At 74.3% G+C, this 19135-nt stretch carries 16 protein-coding genes and 1 tRNA gene; 9 read left to right on the top strand and 8 right to left on the bottom strand.

Features of this window, described 5'->3' with window-relative positions; genetic code table 11:
- Positions 1-15: 15 nt before the first annotated feature.
- Together ACFY15_RS27550 and ACFY15_RS27545 are read right to left on the bottom strand one after the other, a co-directional pair.
- Entirely contained in the window at positions 16-948 is a 933-nt protein-coding gene (locus ACFY15_RS27550) for a M56 family metallopeptidase (protein WP_390826236.1), read from the bottom strand.
- A gap of 13 nt (positions 949-961) precedes the next feature.
- Positions 962-1351, bottom strand: coding sequence for a BlaI/MecI/CopY family transcriptional regulator (locus ACFY15_RS27545; protein WP_390689868.1), 390 nt, complete (start codon positions 1349-1351; stop codon positions 962-964).
- A 139-nt stretch (positions 1352-1490) separates the two neighbouring features.
- On the opposite strand from ACFY15_RS27545, the gene ACFY15_RS27540 reads away from it, so the two are divergent.
- Together ACFY15_RS27540 and ACFY15_RS27535 are read left to right on the top strand one after the other, a co-directional pair.
- Positions 1491-2327 (top strand): undecaprenyl-diphosphate phosphatase, encoded by an 837-nt coding sequence (locus ACFY15_RS27540; protein WP_390826235.1) that lies wholly within the window; start codon positions 1491-1493, stop codon positions 2325-2327.
- Between the two features lie 170 nt (positions 2328-2497).
- Complete coding sequence (locus ACFY15_RS27535; protein WP_390826234.1) at positions 2498-3946, top strand: amino acid permease; 1449 nt, start codon at positions 2498-2500, stop codon at positions 3944-3946.
- A 31-nt stretch (positions 3947-3977) separates the two neighbouring features.
- Here the strand turns inward: ACFY15_RS27535 and ACFY15_RS27530 are convergent, their stop codons facing one another.
- The 4 genes from ACFY15_RS27530 to ACFY15_RS27515 all read right to left on the bottom strand — a co-directional run bounded on the left by ACFY15_RS27530 (position 3978) and on the right by ACFY15_RS27515 (position 7606).
- Positions 3978-4832, bottom strand: coding sequence for a GNAT family N-acetyltransferase (locus tag ACFY15_RS27530; RefSeq protein WP_390689865.1), 855 nt, complete (start codon positions 4830-4832; stop codon positions 3978-3980).
- Between the two features lie 134 nt (positions 4833-4966).
- On the bottom strand, positions 4967-5203 hold the full coding sequence (locus tag ACFY15_RS27525; RefSeq protein WP_390826233.1) for a chaplin: 237 nt from the start codon (positions 5201-5203) through the stop codon (positions 4967-4969).
- A gap of 384 nt (positions 5204-5587) precedes the next feature.
- Entirely contained in the window at positions 5588-6007 is a 420-nt protein-coding gene (locus tag ACFY15_RS27520; protein ID WP_390689863.1) for a C40 family peptidase, read from the bottom strand.
- A 531-nt stretch (positions 6008-6538) separates the two neighbouring features.
- A complete protein-coding gene (locus tag ACFY15_RS27515) occupies positions 6539-7606 on the bottom strand; it encodes a glycoside hydrolase family 26 protein (protein ID WP_390689862.1) in 1068 nt (355 codons plus the stop codon).
- A gap of 223 nt (positions 7607-7829) precedes the next feature.
- Here ACFY15_RS27515 and ACFY15_RS27510 point away from each other — a divergent pair, with 223 nt between their 5' ends.
- The 5 genes from ACFY15_RS27510 (at position 7830) to ACFY15_RS27490 (ending at position 13783) form a co-directional block, all read left to right on the top strand.
- Positions 7830-8033, top strand: a complete 204-nt coding sequence (locus ACFY15_RS27510; protein ID WP_390689861.1) for a hypothetical protein — start codon at positions 7830-7832, stop codon at positions 8031-8033.
- 693 nt (positions 8034-8726) lie between these two features.
- Positions 8727-9941, top strand: a complete 1215-nt coding sequence (locus ACFY15_RS27505) for a 4-hydroxybenzoate 3-monooxygenase (RefSeq protein WP_390826232.1) — start codon at positions 8727-8729, stop codon at positions 9939-9941.
- A gap of 149 nt (positions 9942-10090) precedes the next feature.
- The gene (locus tag ACFY15_RS27500; protein ID WP_390826231.1) at positions 10091-11848 is read left to right on the top strand and encodes a methyltransferase; all 1758 of its coding nucleotides are present in this window, start codon (positions 10091-10093) and stop codon (positions 11846-11848) included.
- A gap of 78 nt (positions 11849-11926) precedes the next feature.
- The gene (locus tag ACFY15_RS27495; RefSeq protein ID WP_390826230.1) at positions 11927-12868 is read left to right on the top strand and encodes an NAD-dependent epimerase/dehydratase family protein; all 942 of its coding nucleotides are present in this window, start codon (positions 11927-11929) and stop codon (positions 12866-12868) included.
- A 15-nt stretch (positions 12869-12883) separates the two neighbouring features.
- Complete coding sequence (locus tag ACFY15_RS27490; RefSeq protein WP_390826229.1) at positions 12884-13783, top strand: aldo/keto reductase; 900 nt, start codon at positions 12884-12886, stop codon at positions 13781-13783.
- A gap of 138 nt (positions 13784-13921) precedes the next feature.
- Here the strand turns inward: ACFY15_RS27490 and ACFY15_RS27485 are convergent.
- A tRNA-Trp gene (locus ACFY15_RS27485) sits at positions 13922-13996 on the bottom strand.
- 109 nt (positions 13997-14105) lie between these two features.
- Between ACFY15_RS27485 and ACFY15_RS27480 the strand changes: the two genes are divergently transcribed.
- Entirely contained in the window at positions 14106-14576 is a 471-nt protein-coding gene (locus tag ACFY15_RS27480; RefSeq protein ID WP_390826228.1) for a metallophosphoesterase family protein, read from the top strand.
- A gap of 26 nt (positions 14577-14602) precedes the next feature.
- Here the strand turns inward: ACFY15_RS27480 and ACFY15_RS27475 are convergent, their stop codons facing one another.
- Positions 14603-14815 carry a hypothetical protein gene (locus tag ACFY15_RS27475; protein ID WP_390689855.1) on the bottom strand — a complete coding sequence of 71 codons (213 nt, stop codon included), beginning with the start codon at positions 14813-14815 and terminating at the stop codon, positions 14603-14605.
- Between the two features lie 269 nt (positions 14816-15084).
- Here ACFY15_RS27475 and ACFY15_RS27470 point away from each other — a divergent pair, with 269 nt between their 5' ends.
- The gene (locus tag ACFY15_RS27470; RefSeq protein ID WP_390826227.1) at positions 15085-19065 is read left to right on the top strand and encodes a Pls/PosA family non-ribosomal peptide synthetase; all 3981 of its coding nucleotides are present in this window, start codon (positions 15085-15087) and stop codon (positions 19063-19065) included.
- Positions 19066-19135: the final 70 nt, after the last annotated feature.

Raw genomic sequence — 19135 nt, 5'->3', positions numbered from 1 at the left:
AGACGCCCGCCCGGTTCAGCGGGCGTGCGCCAGTTCCAGGAAGCGGTGGAGGTCGTGGGCCGCCTCGAGCGCGCACAGCCCGGTGGCCGCCAGCAGGGCCGCGGCGGCGGCAAGGAGCAGCGGTCGGCTCCGGGGCGGGGGAGCCAGGAGCGCGGCGACGCGGCGGGGGACCATGCCGGGCGCGGGCCGGCGGCCCAGCACCCCGAGGGCCGCGGCGGGGATCCGGCGCGCGCCGCGGCTGCGCTTGGCGGCGATGGCGGCCCGGGCGACGGTCTCGGCGACCGCGCGGCGGTTCCCGGTGTGCCGCGCGGCGTGCTCGTCGGCCCAGCGCTCGACGGTGTAGGCGACGGCACCGGACAGGGGCCGCAGGAGGGGGTTGGCGGCGGCGGCCAGCTGGGTGAGCGCGACGAAGGCGTAGTGGTGGTGGCGCAGGTGGGCGCGCTCGTGGCTGAGGAGGATCTCGCGTCCGGCAGGGTCGAGGGCGTCGAGCATGCCGTGGGAGATGACGATCCGGCCGGGCAGCCCGGGCATGGCGTAGGCGTCGGCGCCGGGGTCGTCGGTGACGACGACCGGGCCGGGGCCGGGCATGCAGGCGGCTTCCAGGGCGGCGGACCACAGGGCTCCGGCCCGCCGGGCGGCCAGCCGGGCGGCGGCCAGGACCGCGAGGGCGAGCAGGACGGCGCCCGCGAGGGCGGCGGGCCACGTGGCGGGGTCCTGCCGGGCGACCAGCTCGGGCGAGTAGCCCTTGAGGGCGTCGACGAGCGGGATGCGCACCAGCCCGGCCAGCGTGAGCAGGCCCAGAACGAGGGTGCTGGAGGCGGCGAGCAGCAGGCCCGCCGCGGTCAGCAGCCAGGTCGCCAGGCGGGGCTCCAGCCGGCGGGCCAGCGGCCCGGCGCTGAGCCCGGCCAGGGCGGGGAAGAGCAGGGGCAGGTAGACGGCCAGGTGCATGGCGGGGGCGGCCCTATCCCTCGGGGCCCAGGAGCCGGCGCAGCAGCTCCTCGTCATCGTCGGACAGCTCGTCGACGAAGCGGGTCAGGACCGACGTGCGGTCGCTGCCTCCCTCCATGACCCGGTGCATCTGGCGGGCGGTGAGCCCGGGCTCGTCAGTGACCGGCGCGTAGGCGTAGCTGCGCCCGCGCGGGGTGCGTTCCAGGACGCCGCGCGCGTGCAGCCGGGCCAGGGTGGTGGCCACCGTGGTGTGGGCGGGGGAGGCGGTGAGGCGTTCGGCCACCTCGCCGGGGGTGAGGGCCCGGCCCGCGCCGTGCAGGAGGGAGACGATCTCGTTCTCCAGAGCCCCGTTCGCCCGCCGTCCGCCGCCGCTCCGGCCCGGCGGCTCCTCGCGCCTGCGCACCGTCGTCCTCCTTCCGCTCGTCGTCCTGGTCCAGAGTAACTTCTATTCGCGAATAGAAGTTACTCTGTGCGTCCCGTGTGTCCCGTGCGTCCGCCAGGATGCCCGATGCCCCCGTCCGAACAAGCGAAGGTGAAGGAACGTGAGCGCGATCAGTGTGGGCCAGGCCGTAGTCCTGGGCGTCGTGGAGGGGGTGACGGAGTTCCTGCCGGTCTCCTCCACCGGCCACCTCAAGATCACCGAAGGGCTGATGGGCATCCCCGTCGGCGACAAGTCCGTCGTCGCGTTCACCGCCGTGATCCAGGTCGGCGCCATCGCGGCGGTCCTGGCGTACTTCTTCAAGGACATCACCCGGATCGTCACCGCCTGGGGACGGGGGCTGGCCGACCGCGAGGAGCGCTACCACCACGACTACAAGTTCGCCTGGTGGGTCATCTACGCCACGATCCCGATCGTCGTCGTCGGTCTGGCGGCCAAGCCCCTGATCGAGGGGACGCTGGCCTCCCTGTGGGTGGTCGCCGGATCCCTCATCGTCGGCAGCGGGCTGATGTGGGCGGCCGACCAGATGGGCCGGCACAAGCGGGGTGAGGACGACAGCTCCCTCAAGGACGCCATGCTGGTCGGCTCCTCGCAGATCCTCGCCCTGCTCTTCCCCGGCTTCTCCCGCTCCGGCGCCACCATGTCCACCGGCCTCATCCTGGACCTGGAGCGCGTCGCGGCCACCCGCCTGTCCTTCTTCCTCGGCATCCCGGCCCTGACCGGCGCGGGCCTGTACGAGCTGAAGGACGCGCTCGGGGCCGGCGTGGACACCCTCCCCCTCGTCGTCGGCACCGCTGTGTCCTTCGTCGTCGCCTACGCCTCGATCGCCTGGCTGCTCAAGTTCGTCGCCAAGCACTCCTTCAACGCCTTCGTCGTCTACCGCGTCGTCGTCGGCGTGCTCCTCTTCGGCCTCCTGGGCACCGGCATCCTGCAGGCCTGAACGCCGCCGCCCCGCACGTCACCGCCCCCGGCCGCCCGCGCGGCCGGGGGCGGTCCGCGTCCCGGGCGGGGAGGCAGGGGTGGAAGCCCCCCACCGGAGCGCCTAGTTCCGCAAGGGCGGTGCTTCCGAGATGATGTGCGCTCGTCACCCCCGGCGGAAAGGAACGGAGCATGGCCACCTTGTGGTCAGGGCAGGGCGTATTCCGCCGCAAGCCGATCGAGCACATCGAAGAGCCCGAAGGCGCCCCCAGCGAGCGCCTCACCCGCACCCTCGGCCTCTGGCAGCTCACGGCCATCGGCGTCGGCGGCATCATCGGCGCCGGTATCTTCACCCTCGCCGGAACGGTCGCCAACGGCGTCGCCGGTCCGGCGGTGCTCCTCTCCTTCCTCATCGCCGGCGTGGCCAGTGCCGCGGCGGCCTTCTCCTACGCGGAGTTCGCCGGCCTGATCCCCAAGGCCGGTTCCGCCTACACCTACGGGTACGCCGTCCTCGGCGAGCTGGCGGGCTGGCTCATCGGGTGGGACCTGCTGCTCGAGTACACGGCCATCGTGGCGGTGGTCGCCATCGGCATCTCCGGGTACTTCAACTTCCTCGTGGAGGAGACGGGCACTTCCCTGCCCGTCTGGATGCTCGGGGCCCCGGGCACCGGCGCGGGACACCGGTTCGACCTCATCGCGGCCGTCCTGTGCCTGTTCACCGCCTACCTGCTCAACCTGGGCATGAAGAGTGCGGCCCGCTTCGAGACGGTCGTGGTCGGCATCAAGGTGCTGGTGGTGCTGCTGGTCATCGCCGTCGGCTTCTTCCACATCAACACCGACAACTACAGGCCCTTCTTCCCGTTCGGGGTGAGCGGCGCCTTCACCGGCGCGGCCACCGTCTTCTTCGCGGTCTTCGGATACGACGCGATGAGCACGGCGGCGGAGGAGTCCAAGGACGCGCAACGGCACATGCCCCGGGCGATCGTCTACTCCCTCGGCATCGCCATGGTGCTGTACGTCCTCGCCTGTCTGGTCCTGACGGGCATGCAGCCCTACACCGAGATCGACCCGGAGAGCGGCTTCTCCAGCGCCTTCAAGGCGGTCGGGCTGCCCGCCGTCGCCGACATCATCGCCGTCGGGGCCATCATCGGCATCCTCACGGTGATGTTCACCTTCATGCTCGGCGTGACCCGCGTGTGGTTCTCCATGAGCCGTGACGGGCTGCTCCCCCACTGGTTCGCCAAGACGCACCCGACGCGGCACGTCCCCGTCCGCGTCACCTGGATCGTGGGTGCGGCGTCGGCGGTCATCGCCGGCTTCGTACCGATCGGCGAGGCGGCGGAGCTCACCAACATCGGGATCCTGCTGGCCTTCGCGGTCGTGTGCACCTCGGTCATCGTGCTCCGCTACCGCCGCCCCGACCTGCCCCGCTCCTTCCGCACCCCGATGATGCCCTTCCTCCCCGCGCTCGGCGTCGTGGCCTCGGTCTGGCTCATCACCTACCTGCGCGTGGAGACCTGGATCCGCTTCGTGGTCTGGTTCCTCATCGGCCTGGTCATCTACTTCGCCTACTCCTTCCGCCACTCCGCGCTGGCCCGGCGCACACCGGACGCGTTCGAGGGCGAGGGCCCGGCCCGGTAGGGCGGCCGGGCCCCGCCCCCGGGGGCCCGGCTCAGAGTCCTATGGAGCGGAACTCGTCCAGCACGGTGAAGCCGGTGCTGTCGTAGAGGCCCATCGCGACCTCGTTGCCGCCGAACACGTTGAACATCAGAGCCTCGTCGCCGCCCTGCCGGGTGGCCCACTCGCCCACGGCCATCGCGGCCCGGCCGTAGCCCCTGCCGCGGTGCTCCTCGTACACCTCGAGCGAGAAGCCGAAGGTGACGCCCGGCAGGAAGCCGTGGTTGACCCAGCCGGTGCCGACGACCGCGCCGTCGGCCTCCATCGCGTAGAAGGCGTGCCCCGGCGTCAGGTAGCCCTGGGGAAGCTGCTCGGCGAAGTCCCGGTCGGACTTCTCCTGGGCCTGCTGCGGCGTCAGGGCCCCGGACCGGACGATGTCCGCGACGTACGAGGCCTCCTCACGGGCGTACCAGTCCGGGTACTCCTCCTCGCGCAGACGGCGGACCGTCAGCCCAGGTGGCAGCTGCGGCTCCTCCGCGACGGCACGCATCCGGTTCTGGCCCCGTACGGGGTAGTCGGCGAAGACCCCGGCTCCGCCGCCGGTGAGCCGGACGAGGACCCGCTCGGCCCCCTGGTCCGCGCACCACCGCTCGGCCCACGCGCGGTGCCCGGGCACCGTCAGGTCGTGGATCCGGCCCACGGCGGCGCCGTTCTCGTGGATCACCTCGACGGCCGCCCACCCGCTGCCGTCCGTGGCCAGCGTCCAGCCGTCCACGCCCTTAAGGGCCCGCTCCAGCAGGGCCCGGGCCAGGGGCTCCGAGCAGCCGGCCGCCCGGTACCCGGCCAGTACCCGCTCCTCGAACCCGCCCCGCCACGCGCCCTGATCGGCGACGATCTTCATCTCGGTCATCCGCTCAGCCTAACCAGCGGCACCGACAGCGCTCCGGACACCGCCCGTTCGCCGGAGCGGGCACGGACGGCCCCGCCCGAACGTCGTGCTCACCCGGACGGGGCCGTCACAGCGGCCCGGGGGCCGCGGGTGGATCAGGTGTTGATGCAGGTGTTGCCGGCCGCCGGGTTGAGCAGACCGGTCAGGTTGATGGTGTTTCCGCACACGTTGATCGGGATGTGGATGGGCACCTGGACGACGTTGCCGGACAGCACGCCCGGGGAGCCGATGGCGGCACCGTTGGCGTTGGCGTCGGCGACGGCGGAACCGGTGGCGCCGAGGATGCCGACGGCGGCCAGCACGGTCGCGGCGAACGCAGTGCGAATACGCATGTCACTCCAAAGTCGATGACGGACGTCGAAGCAGGATCACACCGCCTGCGGGGGCCTCTTGCCGGGCATTCACCTGACCAACGGCGTGTCACGCCGGTTCGATGACGATGACGGGAAACCCCGCGCCCGGGCGGCGGCCCCGGCCGTCGGCGCGGGCACGCCGCTGCTTCCTCCGTCGACGCGTTCACCGACAGGGTGGCAACAACGCGGCGGCGCGAATCGTGGGCGCACGGCGGTGAGGCGACCGCCGGGCGTCCTCGGGGCAGAGTTCTCCGCAGGTCGATGAATCCGTTCGCATGTCACCGTTGTCCGCGCCTGGGGTGCCTGTTCCTTTTCGGAGCGGCTTTCGCGCGGGAGTTCGCCGGGCGTCACGCCCTGGCGGCACTAATTGGCCCGACTGTAGCGGACGGTTCCCGTCCAGATGCGTTCGAGCCTGACGCGGGTGCCGGGCCGGGGAGCGTGCCAGATCTTGTCCTGGCCCGCGTAGATGCCGACGTGGCCCATGGTTCGCCCGGTGGGGAAGAAGACCAGGTCTCCTGGTGCGCGCTCGGTGCGCGCGATGTGGTCCGTGCTCTCGTACTGGGCCTCCGCGGTGCGGGGCAGGACCCGGCCGGCCGCTCGGAAGGCGTAGAGGGTGAGGCCCGAGCAGTCGAACGCAGCGGGCCCGGTGGCGCCGTAGACGTAAGGGGCGCCTTTCTTGGAGGCGGCGATGGCGACGGCCTTTATCCCGTAGAGCGAAGCGGCCTGGGCGGGGGTGGGGGGAGTGAGAAGAACGGCGGCGGTTACGGAGAATGCGAGCAACAAGGCCGGAGAGCGATGATTCTCCCCGAATTTTTTTGTTTTCGGCAATCGTGATACCTCCGCATTCAGATACAGGAACAAACCGTGATGGTGACTGTTCTCGGTGACTGCGTTACGGCTCCCGACGACCGCCCATTTTGCACGAGATGGACAGGGCTGAGGTGCCGGACACGACAGGAAATATCTCGGTTGGGCAAAGGTGTCCGAGATGATATGCCTTAAATTTGTCCGACCATTCCGCTGTCCGGTCGGACTCCGGTCGGCGAACCGGGCGGGCATGGAGAAGCGGCCGTCCGTGCCGGCCGGACGGCGACGGCCGGAAGCGCGCGGCCCCGGCCGGAAGAAGTGCCCACGGCAGGCAGGGCCCGGCCGTGGCGGGGCACAGAGCCCCTGGCCCCCTTGGAGTCCGGGCCGCGAGGGGCCCCGTCATACGCGTCCTGGACGCGTGCCGCGGCCCATGCCGAGGACGCCGACGTCCCCCGGAGGGCGCAGGATCGGTCGCCCCGCCTCACGGCCGCCCGCGTCGCCGCCCCTTCACCGACCCGGACGGCCCGGCGTGAACCCCTCGCCGCCCCACACGGTCGCACCGGACGGGGGAGGCGCCGGGTGTCCCCTCCGGTGGTCCGACAGGAACTCCCGGAACACCCGCGCGGATCGCGGGTTCTCGCCGCACTGCCACACACCGTGCGGGCAGTAGTCGGTGATGCTCTGGTAGAGCGGCTTGTGCTGGTCGATCCACGCCAGCATCCGGCGCATGTACTCGGGGTTGTCGCCGTTGCGGAAGAGCCCCCACTCGGGGTACGAGATCCGCTTGTGGTGCGCCTTCGCGAAGTCGACGTGCTGCTGGAGCCCGTAGGGCTGGTCGACCATCTCCTCGAAGGAATCGCCCGGAGGCTGGTCGTAGGAGTCCATGCCGAGGACGTCGACCACGTCGTCCCCCGGATAGCACCGGGTCCAGGCGATGGAGTCCCTGCCGCGGTTGGGGGCGAAGTCGAAGCGGAACTTCTGCCCCTCCACGGAGCGCATGGCGTCCACGATGCGCCGCCAGTACCGCTTCCAGTTCTCGGGGTCGGGCTTGCACCGGTGGGTGTAGTTGTAGCCGTTCATCTCCCACCCCAGCACGATCACGGTGTCCGGCACCCCGAGGCCGACCAGCCGCTTACCCAGCCGCCGGAAGTGGTGGTCGTACTCGCCCTGCGCGCCGGCGCGGATCAGCTCGGCGACCCGGTCGTCGGGGACGCCGGCCTCGTTGCCCTCGAACATGGGCACGTTCAGGACGAACAGCCGGTCGCGCCTCTCCTTGCGCCACCGCGCCCAGTTGCGCAGGGAATCGGGCGCCCCCTCGATGTTCACCCAGGTGTCCCCGGGCAGATAGGTGTGCCCGGCGCGCAGCTCGGTCCCGCCGAGCCAGCGCGAAAGCCCCTGCATCCGGTCGATGCCGGGCGAGCCGTAGTGGAGATAGGCGCCCACGGCGACCCCCGAACCCGAGCCGCCCCCGAAGGCCTCGCGCGGCGCCGGGGCGCGGCCGCCTCCCGTCGCGAGCAGGCCGACGGCGACCGCGCTGACGCAGACGCCGGCCGTCCACCGCCTTCTACGGGACATGGTCGTCTCCCCAAGCGTCGGGAACCGGTCTCCTCGAGAGCGACGCTAGACAGCGGACCCGCCTCATGGCCTGTCCGGTGTCCGGATCCTGGGCCATTCGCGGGAGCGGAGGTCCGCCGCCTGGTCCGAACGGGTGAAGGACCGGCGGTCCGACACGCGTCCCTTCGGGTGACCGCCGGCCGCGACCGGAACCGTCAGTGGGGTCCGCCCGTTCTCCTTCGGCATGAGCGTGAATGTGATCACCATCGAGATCCGGGGCCCGGAGTCGGCGGCCGTACAGGCGGCCGAGCAGATCTCCGCCCTGTTCTCCTCCAGCGGTCCCGGCCTGCCGAGCCGGACCGGGGCCGAGGACGAGGTGGTCGTCCGGATCCGGGCCGGCATCGGCCGCGTCCCCGAGGACGGGGCCTACACGGATACCTGCGCCTGACCGGCGGGTCGGTCGAGCGCCCCGCGCCTCGACGGACCCCGGCCAGGGCGGGGCGGACGACGGGCCGGCACCGGGAATGCCGACGGCCCCCGGGCCGTCATGTCACGGACGCGGGCCGCTCGGCAGCGCAGCCGTCCCGGCCGGGTCCGCCGGCCCGCTGTTCCGGCCGGGGCCGCGCACGGGCCCCGTTCCGTCCGGACCGACCACCCGGGGTTGACGTCCGGCCCCACCCCCTCGGGCAGCAGACGGCCGTCGCGCGCCCGCGCCCGGAGCCGCACGGTGAAGTCGCCGGTGGGCCGCACGGCGTTGAGGATCTGCCGGGGACCGGGACGGCCGGATCGCCCGTGCTCACGGCGAGGGCGGGCACACCCCGCTCCAGGGTGGCGACCGCGCCCGCGACCGTGTCGGCATGGGCGGCCAGGGCGGTCGCGTTCCGGCGCCCGTCGGCACGGGGGTCGGGGTCACACGAGAAACCACAGCCGCGATGGTGGTCCGGTCCGGTGCCGCGGCAGGGGTGCGCCGGAGCGCGTGTTCTGTTCCGCGCGCCCGGCGTGCGCTACCGGCCGGGCCGTTTCGGTCCGTCGGCGGCCCGTGTCACAGGCCGGACACGTCCAGCACGATTGTCGCTTTAATCCCGCTAAGGGGTTGCTCGCGTAGGTTCAATGATCTTCGCGTGCTTATGCTTCACCCGCTATGACGGAAAGCCAGCCAACTCGCGCCTTACGCGCAGCAGTCGACGTGGTCGTCCTCGGTGCCGGTCCGGCCGGGCTCGTCCTCGGAAACCTCCTGCTCGCCGCCGGAATCGACTGCGTCGTCCTGGAACGCGCCTCCCGTTCCCACGTCCTGACCCGGGCCCGCGCCGGGTTCCTCGCCCCGAACACCGCACGCATCCTGGAGCGCCACGGCCTCGCCGACGGCCTGCTCCGCTACGGCCTCCGGCACGGCACCTGCGAGTTCCGCACGCAGGGGGGCCGGTTCCGCCTCGACTACGGCGCCCTCGGAGAAGCCGGACCCCACCACGTCTACCCGCAGCAGAACCTGGTCGCGGACCTCCTGCGGCACTACCTCCACCGCGGCGGCCGCATCCGCTTCGACACCGAGGCGCTCGCCGTGCACGAGGCCGACGGCCCCCGGCCGTCCGTCACCACGCGCGAGCCCGACGGCCGGCCCGCCCGGTGGAGCGCCCGCTACGTCGCCGGATGCGACGGGCGGCACGGGGCGGCCCGCCGCTCCCTGCCCCCGGAGGCCGTCCGCCACCACCACGACCACGGCGTGACCTGGCTCGGCCTCCTCGCCCAGGCCCCGCCGAGCCTGGACGCCGTCGGCTACGCCCTCCACGACCGCGGCTTCGCGGGACACATGGCCCGCACCCCCGAGACGACCCGCTACTACCTCCAGTGGCAGCGCGGCACCGCCGCCGACGCCTGGTCCGAGCAGCGGATCTGGGACGAACTCGACGTCCGGATGCGCGCCGCGGACCACGGGCCGCTGCGCCGGGGCGCGCTCCTGGAACGCGGCCTGTTCGACCTGACCTGCGACGTGGTCGAGCCGTTGCGGTTCGGCTCGCTCCTCCTCGCGGGCGACGCGGCGAGCCTGCTCGCCCCGGCCGCCGCGAAGGGGGCCAACCTCGCGGTCCTGGAGGCCGAGATTTTGGCCGGAGCGCTCGCCGACGCCCTGGTCCGGGGCGACACCGGGGGACTGGACGGGTACTCGGACCGGTGCCTGGCCCACATCTGGAGGGCGCAGGAGTTCACCGGGTGGATGACGCGGCTGCTGCACGCCGCACCCGGCGGGGAGGGGGACGGCGGATCGATCTTCCAGGCCGCCCTGCGCCGCTCCCGGATCTCCTCGCTGCGTACCTCGCGCATCCACCGCGACTGGTTCGCCGAGAACTACGTCCGCGTCTGACCGCCCCGCCGCCCGCCGCCGCCCGCCCCCCTTCCCCTCGGCGCTCCCCATGGCGCCGCCTCGCCTCGCCCTGCCCTGTTCTGTCCCGTCCCGTGTTGTCCCGCCCTGCCCTGCGTCGATCACCCCCGGCCCCTGAGGACGTTCCCCCGATGACGATGACATTCCCCGACGAAACGATGCTGCTGGACGACACGGCACGCCTGCGCGCGGCGGCCGCGTTCGTCCGCGAGCACGACAGCGCCGCCCTGCTGCCGCTCCTCCTGCCGGGCATCGGCGGCCCGGACCTGCGGGCGCTGGCCGGACACTGCCGCTTCGCCCACGCCGGGATGCTCGTCTTCCCGCCGGACGAGGAGAGCCTGCGGGCCCAACTCGCGGAGTGCGGGCTGGCGGAGGACACCCCCTCCCACCCGAGTGTGGTCGTCCGCGGGCGTCTCGCCCGGCGCCACCGGCGGGACCCGGCCGACCTCGACGTGCGGATCCTGCGCCCGCAGGTGCGCGGCGCCGCCGGGGAGCGCCGGGCGGTCGAGGTCTTCGCGCTGACCGTGCCCCCGCACTCGGACCTGGAGCCGATCGCCGCCCACGAACGGGCCCGCGGGCACGAGGAGCACCTCGCCTTCGAGATCGACCGCCCGGACCCGCTGGTGCTGCGCGGCCTCCACGCGGTCCTGGCCCGCTACGGTGCGCGCCCCGACGGCGGCGGCCACAACCCGCACGAGGACGGCACCGTGCTGTACTTCACCGCCCCCGCCGAGGCGGCCTGCGGGTACCGGCGGCTGGAGCTCTACGCACCCGGCGACCACCGCGACGCCCTCGCCGCCCATCTGGACCACCCCGACGGGCACTCCCGTCCGCGCACGGCCGCGAGCCCGCCTGCCGAAACGCTCCTCCACCTGCTGACCGGCGCGTGGGCCACACAGGCCCTCGCCTCCTTCGCCCGGCTGCACCTGCCCGACGCCATGGACACGCGCAGCGCGCGCCGCACCGAGGACCTCGCCCGCCTGACCGCCACCCACCCCCGGGGCCTGGCCACGCTCCTGCGCTACCTCGCGACGCTGGGCGCCGTGACCCGCGAGGAGGAGCCGGGGGAGGGGTTCCGCCTCACCGAACTCGGGGCCCTGCTGCGGGCGGACGCTCCCGCGTCGATGCGGCCCCTGGCCCTGATGTACGGCGGCCCCTTCTACCGGTCCTTCGGCGAACTCGACCACGCCGTACGGACGGGGCGACCGGGCTTCGACCACCTGCACGGCGAGAGCCACTTCGACCACTTCGCCCGCGACCCGGAACTCGCCGACCTCTTCGACCGGTCCATGGCCGCCGGGTCGCGCATGTTCGGGCCGCTCCCCGCCCACCCGGCCGTCACCGCCGCGGCCCAGGCGCCCTCGTCCGCCACGGTCGTCGACGTCGCGGGTGGCAACGGGGAGCTCCTGCGCCAGGTCCTCACGGCCCACCCGGGCCTGCGCGGGGTCCTCCTCGAACGCCCGCACGCCGTCGCCGCGGCCCGTCGCCTGCTCGACGCCGCGGGCTGCGGAGCGCGCTGCGACTACCGGGCGGGAGACTTCGCCGACGTGCCTCCCGGAGGCGACGTCTACCTCCTCGCCCGCGTCCTGCACGACTGGGACGACGACCGCTGCCGGGAGATCCTCGGCCACTGCGCGCGTGCGATGCCCGACCACGCCGATCTGCTGATCGTCGAACGCCTCCTGCCGGCGGACGGTTCCCCCTCCCTCGCCACCCCCTGGGACCTGCACATGCTCTGCAACGTCGGAGGCCGCGAACGCCGGGCCGGCCACTATGCCCGCCTGCTCGCCGACGCGGGCCTCCACCTCCACGGCCGCAGCCCCCTGCCCCTGGACGCGTACGTCCTGCACGCCCGCAAGAACCCCGTCCCGGGCCCGCAGCAGCCCTGATCGTCAACAGTTTTCCTTAATACCCGTCCATGAACTGACGACTTCTGCTGATGACGACAGACGCTCACAGTGGGGGGCATGCAAAGGATCTGCGTCATCGGCGGAAGCCGGTACTTCGGAAAGCTCCTGGTCCAGCGGCTGCGGGCGGCCGGCCACCAGGTCACTGTGATCAACCGCGGGTCGAGCCGCCCGCCCGCCGGTGTGGAGCACCTCGTCGCCGACCGCGGCGACGAGGCGGCCCTCGTCGCCGCCCTCGGCTCCCGCACCTTCGACGTGGTCGTCGACCAGGTCTGCTACACGCCCGTGCAGGCCGCGATCGCCGCCCGTGCCTTCGCCGGCCGCACCCGCCGGTACGTCATGACCTCCACCATCGAGGTCTACGATCCGGCGACCGCGGCGCTGCCGGCCGTGCCGGCGGACACCCCGGTGCCGGAGGGGAACGTGGATCCGGCCGCCTGGCCGGTGGACCCGGAGCTGCCCTGGCACGACGCGGCGTACGCGGAGGCGCACTACGCCGAGGGCAAGCGCCAGGCGGAGGCCGTCCTCGCCCGGGCCGGCGGCTTCACCTTCGCCTCCGTACGCAGCGCGCACGTCCTCGGTGGCGGCGCACAGGAGTTCACCGGCCGCCTGGCCCACTACGCCGAGCGCGTCTCCCGGGGTGATGCGATCACCGTCCGAGCCGACGAGCTGCCCACGGTGTTCATCCACTACGGCGAACTGGCGGACCTGCTGCTGTGGGCGGCCACCGAAGGGGATTTCGGCGGTCCGCTCAACGCCTGCTCCGACGGCCCGCTCGACGTACGCGCCGTCGCCGAGGCCGTCGCCGAGCAGGTCGGCCGCGAGCCCCTCTACCGGGTGGCCGCCGCGACCGAGACGCCGTCGCCGTTCTCCTTCGACCGCCACTACGCCATGAGCAACGCCCGCGCGAAGGACCTGGGTTTCACCTTCTCCCGCACCGCCGACTGGCTGCCCGACGCCGTCGCCGAGGCCCTCGCCGCAGCCGCCGCCCCCACCCGCTGAGGAACACGAACCGCCATGCCGCACCCGTACCGCACCCTCGCAGACACCACCGTCGGCGCCATCGGCCTGGGCGCCATGCCGCTGTCGATCGAGAACCGCCCGGACGAGAGCCGGGCCGTCGCCACCGTCCACGCGGCCCTCGACGCCGGCGTCACGCTCATCGACACCGCCGACAGCTACCACTGGCACGCCGGCGAAGAGGGCCACAACGAACGGCTCGTCGCCCGCGCCCTGGCCCGCTACGGCGGCGACACCTCCGGGGTCCTGGTCGCCACCAAGGGCGGCCGGGGCCGCCCCGGCGACGGCAGCTGGACCGTCACCGGCACCCCGGAACACCTCAAGCGCGCCGCCGAAGCCTCCGCGATGCGGCTGGGTGTCGAGGCGATCGGCCTGTACCAGCTCCACAAGCCGGACCCGGCCGTCCCCTGGGCGGAGTCCGTCGGCGCCCTGCGCGATCTCCTCGACGCCGGCACGATCCGCGCCGCCGGCATCTCCAACGTCAGCACCGCCCAGATCCGCCAGGCGCACGAGATCCTCGGCGACGGCCTCGCCTCCGTGCAGAACCAGTACTCGCCCGCCGTCCGCGACAGCGAGCCCCAGCTGCGCCTGGCCGCCGAACTGGGTCTGGCGTTCCTTCCCTGGAGCCCCCTGGGCGGCATCTCCCGCAGCTCACTGGACGGCCCCTCCGGCCCGGCCTCCACGGGCACCGCCTTCCACCGCGTCGCGGCCGAACACGGCGTCTCCGCCCAACAGGTCGCCCTGGCCTGGCTCCTCTCCCGCTCCCCGGCCGTCATCCCCCTCCCGGGAGCCAGCCGCCCGGCCTCGATCAGCGACTCGGCCCGGGCCTCCCGGCTGGAACTCTCCGAGGCCGAACTGGCCCGCCTTACCGCGCCCCTGCCCGATCAGGCAGGATGACGCGCTCCCCGGCCGGGCGGGGAGACGGGCACCGGCCTCCGCCCCTGGCCGTTGCGCCCGGCGCGGGGCGGACCGATCGAGAACGGGCGACGGCCGGCCCTCCGGCCCGTATCCGGGGCGGGCCGGCCGCGGAACGGGCGGAGCCGGCCGGAGTCGAACCGGCGTCCTCGCGGTTTTGGAGACCGCGCGCGTCGACCTCTGCGCTACGGCCCCGCCCGGCCGGCATCCTATGCGGGCCGGAAAGATCCCGGGCATGTCCGATGAGTTCCGGCGCCGGCGTCGATTCACCCTTCAGACCCGTTTCTTCCGGAGGGAGCGCCAGATGGCCGGCACGACCACGTTCGATCTCGGACCCCATGCGGCCGTCGTGGCCCGCCTCGTTTCCGGTGTCGCCGGCGACTGGACCGACGAGGCCACCCTCGACCTGCTGGAATCGCGCTCCCGCCGGCTGATCGCCGTCCACGGCAACAACGACGGCCCCGCCCTGCGCCGCCGCCTCCCCGAGATCGCCCGCGCCGGGCTGGGCGGCCTGCGCTTCGCCGTCGTCCACGAGACCGGCCCGGCCGCCGGCCGCGGGCGCCGCTGCGCCGAGCGGTTCCCCGACGCCGACGTCCTGGTCTTCGGCCACAGCCACATCCCGTCGGACTCCACGGCCCCGGGCGGGCTGCGCCTGCTCAACCCCGGCTCGCCCACCGACCGCCGACGGCAGCCGCACCACACCTTCCTGACCCTCACCGCCGCCGACGGCACGCTGGGCGAGGTCGTCCTCCGCCGCCTGCCCACCCGCCCCTGACCCGGGCTCCCGCGGGAACCGGGGGATCAGGACTCGCGGTCCATGACGCGGCGTGCCGCCTCCGACTCGGCCGCCGGCGGGGACAGCTCGTCGAGGGTGTCGAGCTCGTCGTCCGCCGCGAGCTCCTCCTCCCAGGCCGCCGCGAGCCGCTCCTGCTCCTCGCGGGACCGGTCCGCGACGGCCTCCCGGTGCCGGGGGTCCAGAGCCGCGAGGAACCGTCCGACCGAGTCCGTCGGCATGCCGTTCTCCTTGTCGCCGTGCGGGAGGGCCGGCCGTCGCCCTGCTGCCGCGCCCGGCCCAGCATCGCGAACGCCCACGGGTGCCGCCCGCCGACACGTCCGGCCACCACCCGAAGGGCGGTGCGATCCGGCCAGGCGCGGCGCTTCGACGGGATTCGCCCCACCGCCGAACTAGGCTGGTGGGTTGTTCGGCGCCGGAACGCCACGACCCGGGCAGGCCCGGGCCCGGCGGCGCTCCGGACGCTACCGGGAACGAGACGCGAGGGCCGATGGCAATCACACCAGGGCGCGGTGAACTCGATCTGCTCGACGACGACGGGGAGCGGGAGGGAGACCGGGCGACGGAAGGAGCCCGCAGGCCCGGCGGCGATCCGCCCGGCCCCCACCCGACGCCTGACGAGGACACCGGCAAGTCCGCCCGGTTCTCGGCCGGGCCCCCCGCCCCTCCCCGCACCCTCGTCGACGTCCTCGCGGCCACGGTGCGCGCCCACCCCGACGAGCCCGCGCTCGACGACGGCACCGCCCGGCTCACCTATCGGGCCCTGGCCGCCGAGGTCGAGCGCAGGCGGCGGGTCCTCGCCGCCTGCGGGATCGGGCCCGGCGACCGGGTCGGGGTACGGGTGCCGTCCGGCACCAACGACCTGTACCTGTCCGTCCTCGCCGTGCTCGCCGCCGGCGCCGCCTACGTGCCCGTCGACGCCGAGGACCCCGACGAGCGGGCGGAACTCGTCTTCTCCGAAGCGGGGGTCCGGGCCGTGCTCGGCGCCGGCCCCGGGATCGAGGTCACCGGCCCCCGCACCCCCGGCCGGGTCCGCTCCGCACCGCCCGCACCCGAGCACGACGCGTGGATCATCTTCACCTCCGGATCCACCGGCCGACCCAAGGGCGTCGCCGTCACCCACCGCAGCGCCGCCGCCTTCGTCGACGCCGAGGCCGCCCTGTTCCTCACCGACGACCCGATCGGCCCCGGCGACCGCGTCATGGCGGGGCTGTCCGTCGCCTTCGACGCCTCCTGCGAGGAGATGTGGCTGGCCTGGCGCCACGGCGCCTGCCTCGTCCCCGTCCCCCGCTCCCAGGTACGCGCCGGAGCCGACCTCGGCCCCTGGCTCGTCGACCAGGAGATCACCGTCGTCTCCACCGTCCCGACCCTGGCAGCGCTCTGGGAGCCCGAGAGCCTCGACGAGATCCGGCTGCTGGTCTTCGGCGGCGAGGCCTGCCCGCCCGAGCTCGGCCGGCGCCTGGCCACGGAGGGCCGCGAGGTCTGGAACACCTACGGCCCCACCGAAGCCACCGTCGTCGCCTGCGCCGCGCTCCTGAACGGCGCGGAACCGGTCCGGATCGGCCTGCCGCTGGCCGGCTGGGAGCTCGCCGTGGTCGACGGGGCCGGGGAGCCGGTGCCGATGGGCGGCAGCGGCGAGCTGGTGATCGGCGGCGTCGGACTGGCCCGCTACCTCGACCCCGACAAGGACGCCGAGAAGTACGCCCCGCTCCCGTCCCTCGGCTGGCCGCGCGCCTACCGCAGCGGCGACCTCGTCCGCGCCGAACCGGAAGGCCTGGTCTTCCTCGGGCGCGGCGACGAACAGGTCAAGCTCGGCGGCCGCCGCATCGAGCTCGGCGAGGTGGACGCGGCCCTCCAGGCCCTGCCCGGCGTCGCCGGAGCGGCCGCCGCCGTACGCACCGCCCGCGGCGGCAACCAGCTCCTCGTCGGCTACCTCGTCACCCAGGACGGCTGGGACCACGCCGCCGCGCTCGCCCGGCTGCGCGCCGAGCTGCCCGCCGCGCTCGTCCCGCTGCTCGCACCCGTCGACGCCCTCCCCACCCGCACCTCCGGCAAGGTGGACCGAGAGGCCCTGCCCTGGCCCCTGCCCGGCGCCGGGACCACCCCGCCCGCCGGGGAACTGCACGGCACCGAGGCCTGGCTCGCCGAGCAGTGGAGCGAGGCCCTGGGCGTGCCCGTCACCGGCGCCGACGACGACTTCTTCGCCATCGGCGGCGGCAGCCTCGCCGCCGCCCGCCTCGTCACCCTGCTGCGCACCCGCTACCCCGGTGCGGCCGTCCTCGACGTCTACCAGCAGCCCGTCCTGCGCAAACTGGCCCGGCGGCTGGAGAAGTCCGTACGGGAGGACGAGGCGCCCCGGACCGTCACACCTGTCACGCTCCGCTCCCGCGTCCTCCAGACGCTGCTGCTCCTCCCGCTGTTCACCGTGGCCGGCCTGCGCTGGGCGGTGGTGCTGTTCGCCCTGGGCAACGTCCTGCACCGGCTCGGGCCCTACCCGTGGGCGCCGACCGCGTCCTGGTGGCTCGTGGCCGCCGGGGCGGTGCTGCTGCTGAGCCCGCCCGGACGCCTCGCGATCGCGGCGGGCGGCGCGCGCCTGCTGCTGCGCGGGGTGACGCCCGGGCGCCATCCGCGGGGCGGCGGCGTGCACCTGAGGCTGTGGACCGCCGAGCGGCTCGCCGAGTGCGCCGGCGCCACCTCGCTCACCGGGGCCTGGCTGGAGCGCTACGCGCGGGCCCTCGGGGCCAGGGTCGGCCCCGACGTGGACCTGCACTCCCTGCCCCCGGTCACCGGCATGCTCAGGCTCGGCCGCGGCTGCGCCGTGGAGGCCGAGGTGGACCTCTGCGGGCACTGGCTGGACGGGGACCGGCTCGTCATCGGCCCGGTCCGGGTCGGCGCGGGCGCGGTCGTCGGTACCCGCAGCCTGCTCTTCCCCGGGGCGCGCGTCGGCAAGCGGGCCGAGGTGGCCCCCGGCTCCGCCGTCGTCGGCCACGTCCCGACCGGCCAGCGGTGGGCCGGGGCCCCCGCCGTCCGGCTCGGCCGGGCCAAGCACGACTGGCCGCCCCAGCGTCCGCCGCGCCCGCTCCTGTGGCGGGCGATGTACGGGGCGACCGGTGTGGGCCTGACCGCCCTGCCCCTGGTCGCCGCCCTGCCCGCCCTGTGCGTGGCCGCCCGCTTCGTCCCCGCCGACGCCGGTGCCGGCCGGGCCCTGCGGGGGGCGCTGCTCGCCGTGGTGCCGGGGGCGCTCGCGTACGGGCTCACGTACGCCCTGCTGGTGCTGGTCTGCGTACGGGCGCTCAGCCTCGGACTGCGCCCGGGGAGCCATCCCACCCACAGCCGGACCGGGTGGCAGGCCTGGGCCGTCACCCAGCTGATGGACCTGGCCCGGGACACGCTCTTCCCGCTGTACGCCGCGCTGGCCACCCCCGTCTGGCTGCGGCTGCTCGGCATGCGGGTCGGGCGCCGCGCCGAGGTGTCCACCGTCCTCGGGCTGCCCAGCCTCACCACCGTCGGTGACGGCGCGTTCCTCGCCGACGACACCCTGACCGCCCCGTGCGAACTGGGCGGCGGCTGGGTGCGGATCGGGCAGTCGCAGATCGGCCGCCGGGCGTTCCTCGGCAACTCCGGCATGACCGCGCCCGGCCGGACGGTGCCCGACGACGGGCTGGTCGGGGTGCTGTCCGCCACGCCCAAGAAGGCCAAGAAGGGGGGCTCGTACCTGGGCCTGCCCCCGGTCCGGCTGCCGCGGTCGGCGGCGGCCGCCGACCACAGCCGTACCTACGACCCGCCCGCGCGGCTGCTGTGGGCGCGGGGCCTGGTCGAGCTGTGCCGGCTCCTCCCCGTCTTCTGCTCGGCCGCGCTGACCGTCCTGACGGCGGCGGCGCTCTGCGCGCTGGCCGGGCCCGGCGGCCCGGGCCCCGCTGGGGCCGCTGCGCTGTCCGGCGCGGTCCTGCTCGCCGCCGGCGCGGCCGCCTGCGCGGTCGGTGTGGCCGCCAAGTGGCTGCTGGTGGGCCGGCACCGGGTGGGGGAGCACCCCCTGTGGAGCGCCTACGTGTGGCGCGGCGAGCTGGCCGACACCTTCACGGAGGTCCTCGCCGTGCCGTGGCTGGCCGGTTCGGTGCCCGGCACCCCGCTGCTGACCCTGTGGCTGCGCGGGCTCGGCGCCCGGATCGGGCGGGGTGCCTGGTGCGAGAGCCACTGGCTGCCCGAGCCGGACCTGGTGGTGCTCGGCGACGGGGTCAGCGTCAACCGGGGCTGCGTGTTGCAGACGCATCTCTTCCACGACCGGATCCTGCGGACGGATACTGTGGTGCTGCGCGAGGGCGCCACCCTGGGCCCGGGCGGGATCGTCCTGCCCGGGAGCACGGTCGGGGCCCGCGGCACGGTGGGCCCCGCCTCCCTCGTGATGGCCGGGGAGTCCGTCCCCGACGACACCCGCTGGCTGGGCAACCCGATCGAGGCGTGGCGCTCCTGATCCGCGTTCCCCGGAACGGCGGGGCGGGCCGGCCCGCCGGCACCTCGTACGAGCAAGGCGCAGGGAGCGG

Source organism: Streptomyces sp. NPDC001373 (assembly GCF_042895815.1).
Lineage (GTDB): Bacteria > Actinomycetota > Actinomycetes > Streptomycetales > Streptomycetaceae > Streptomyces.
Note: the sequence above shows the minus strand (reverse complement) of the source record. Positions and strands in the feature narration are given on the sequence as shown.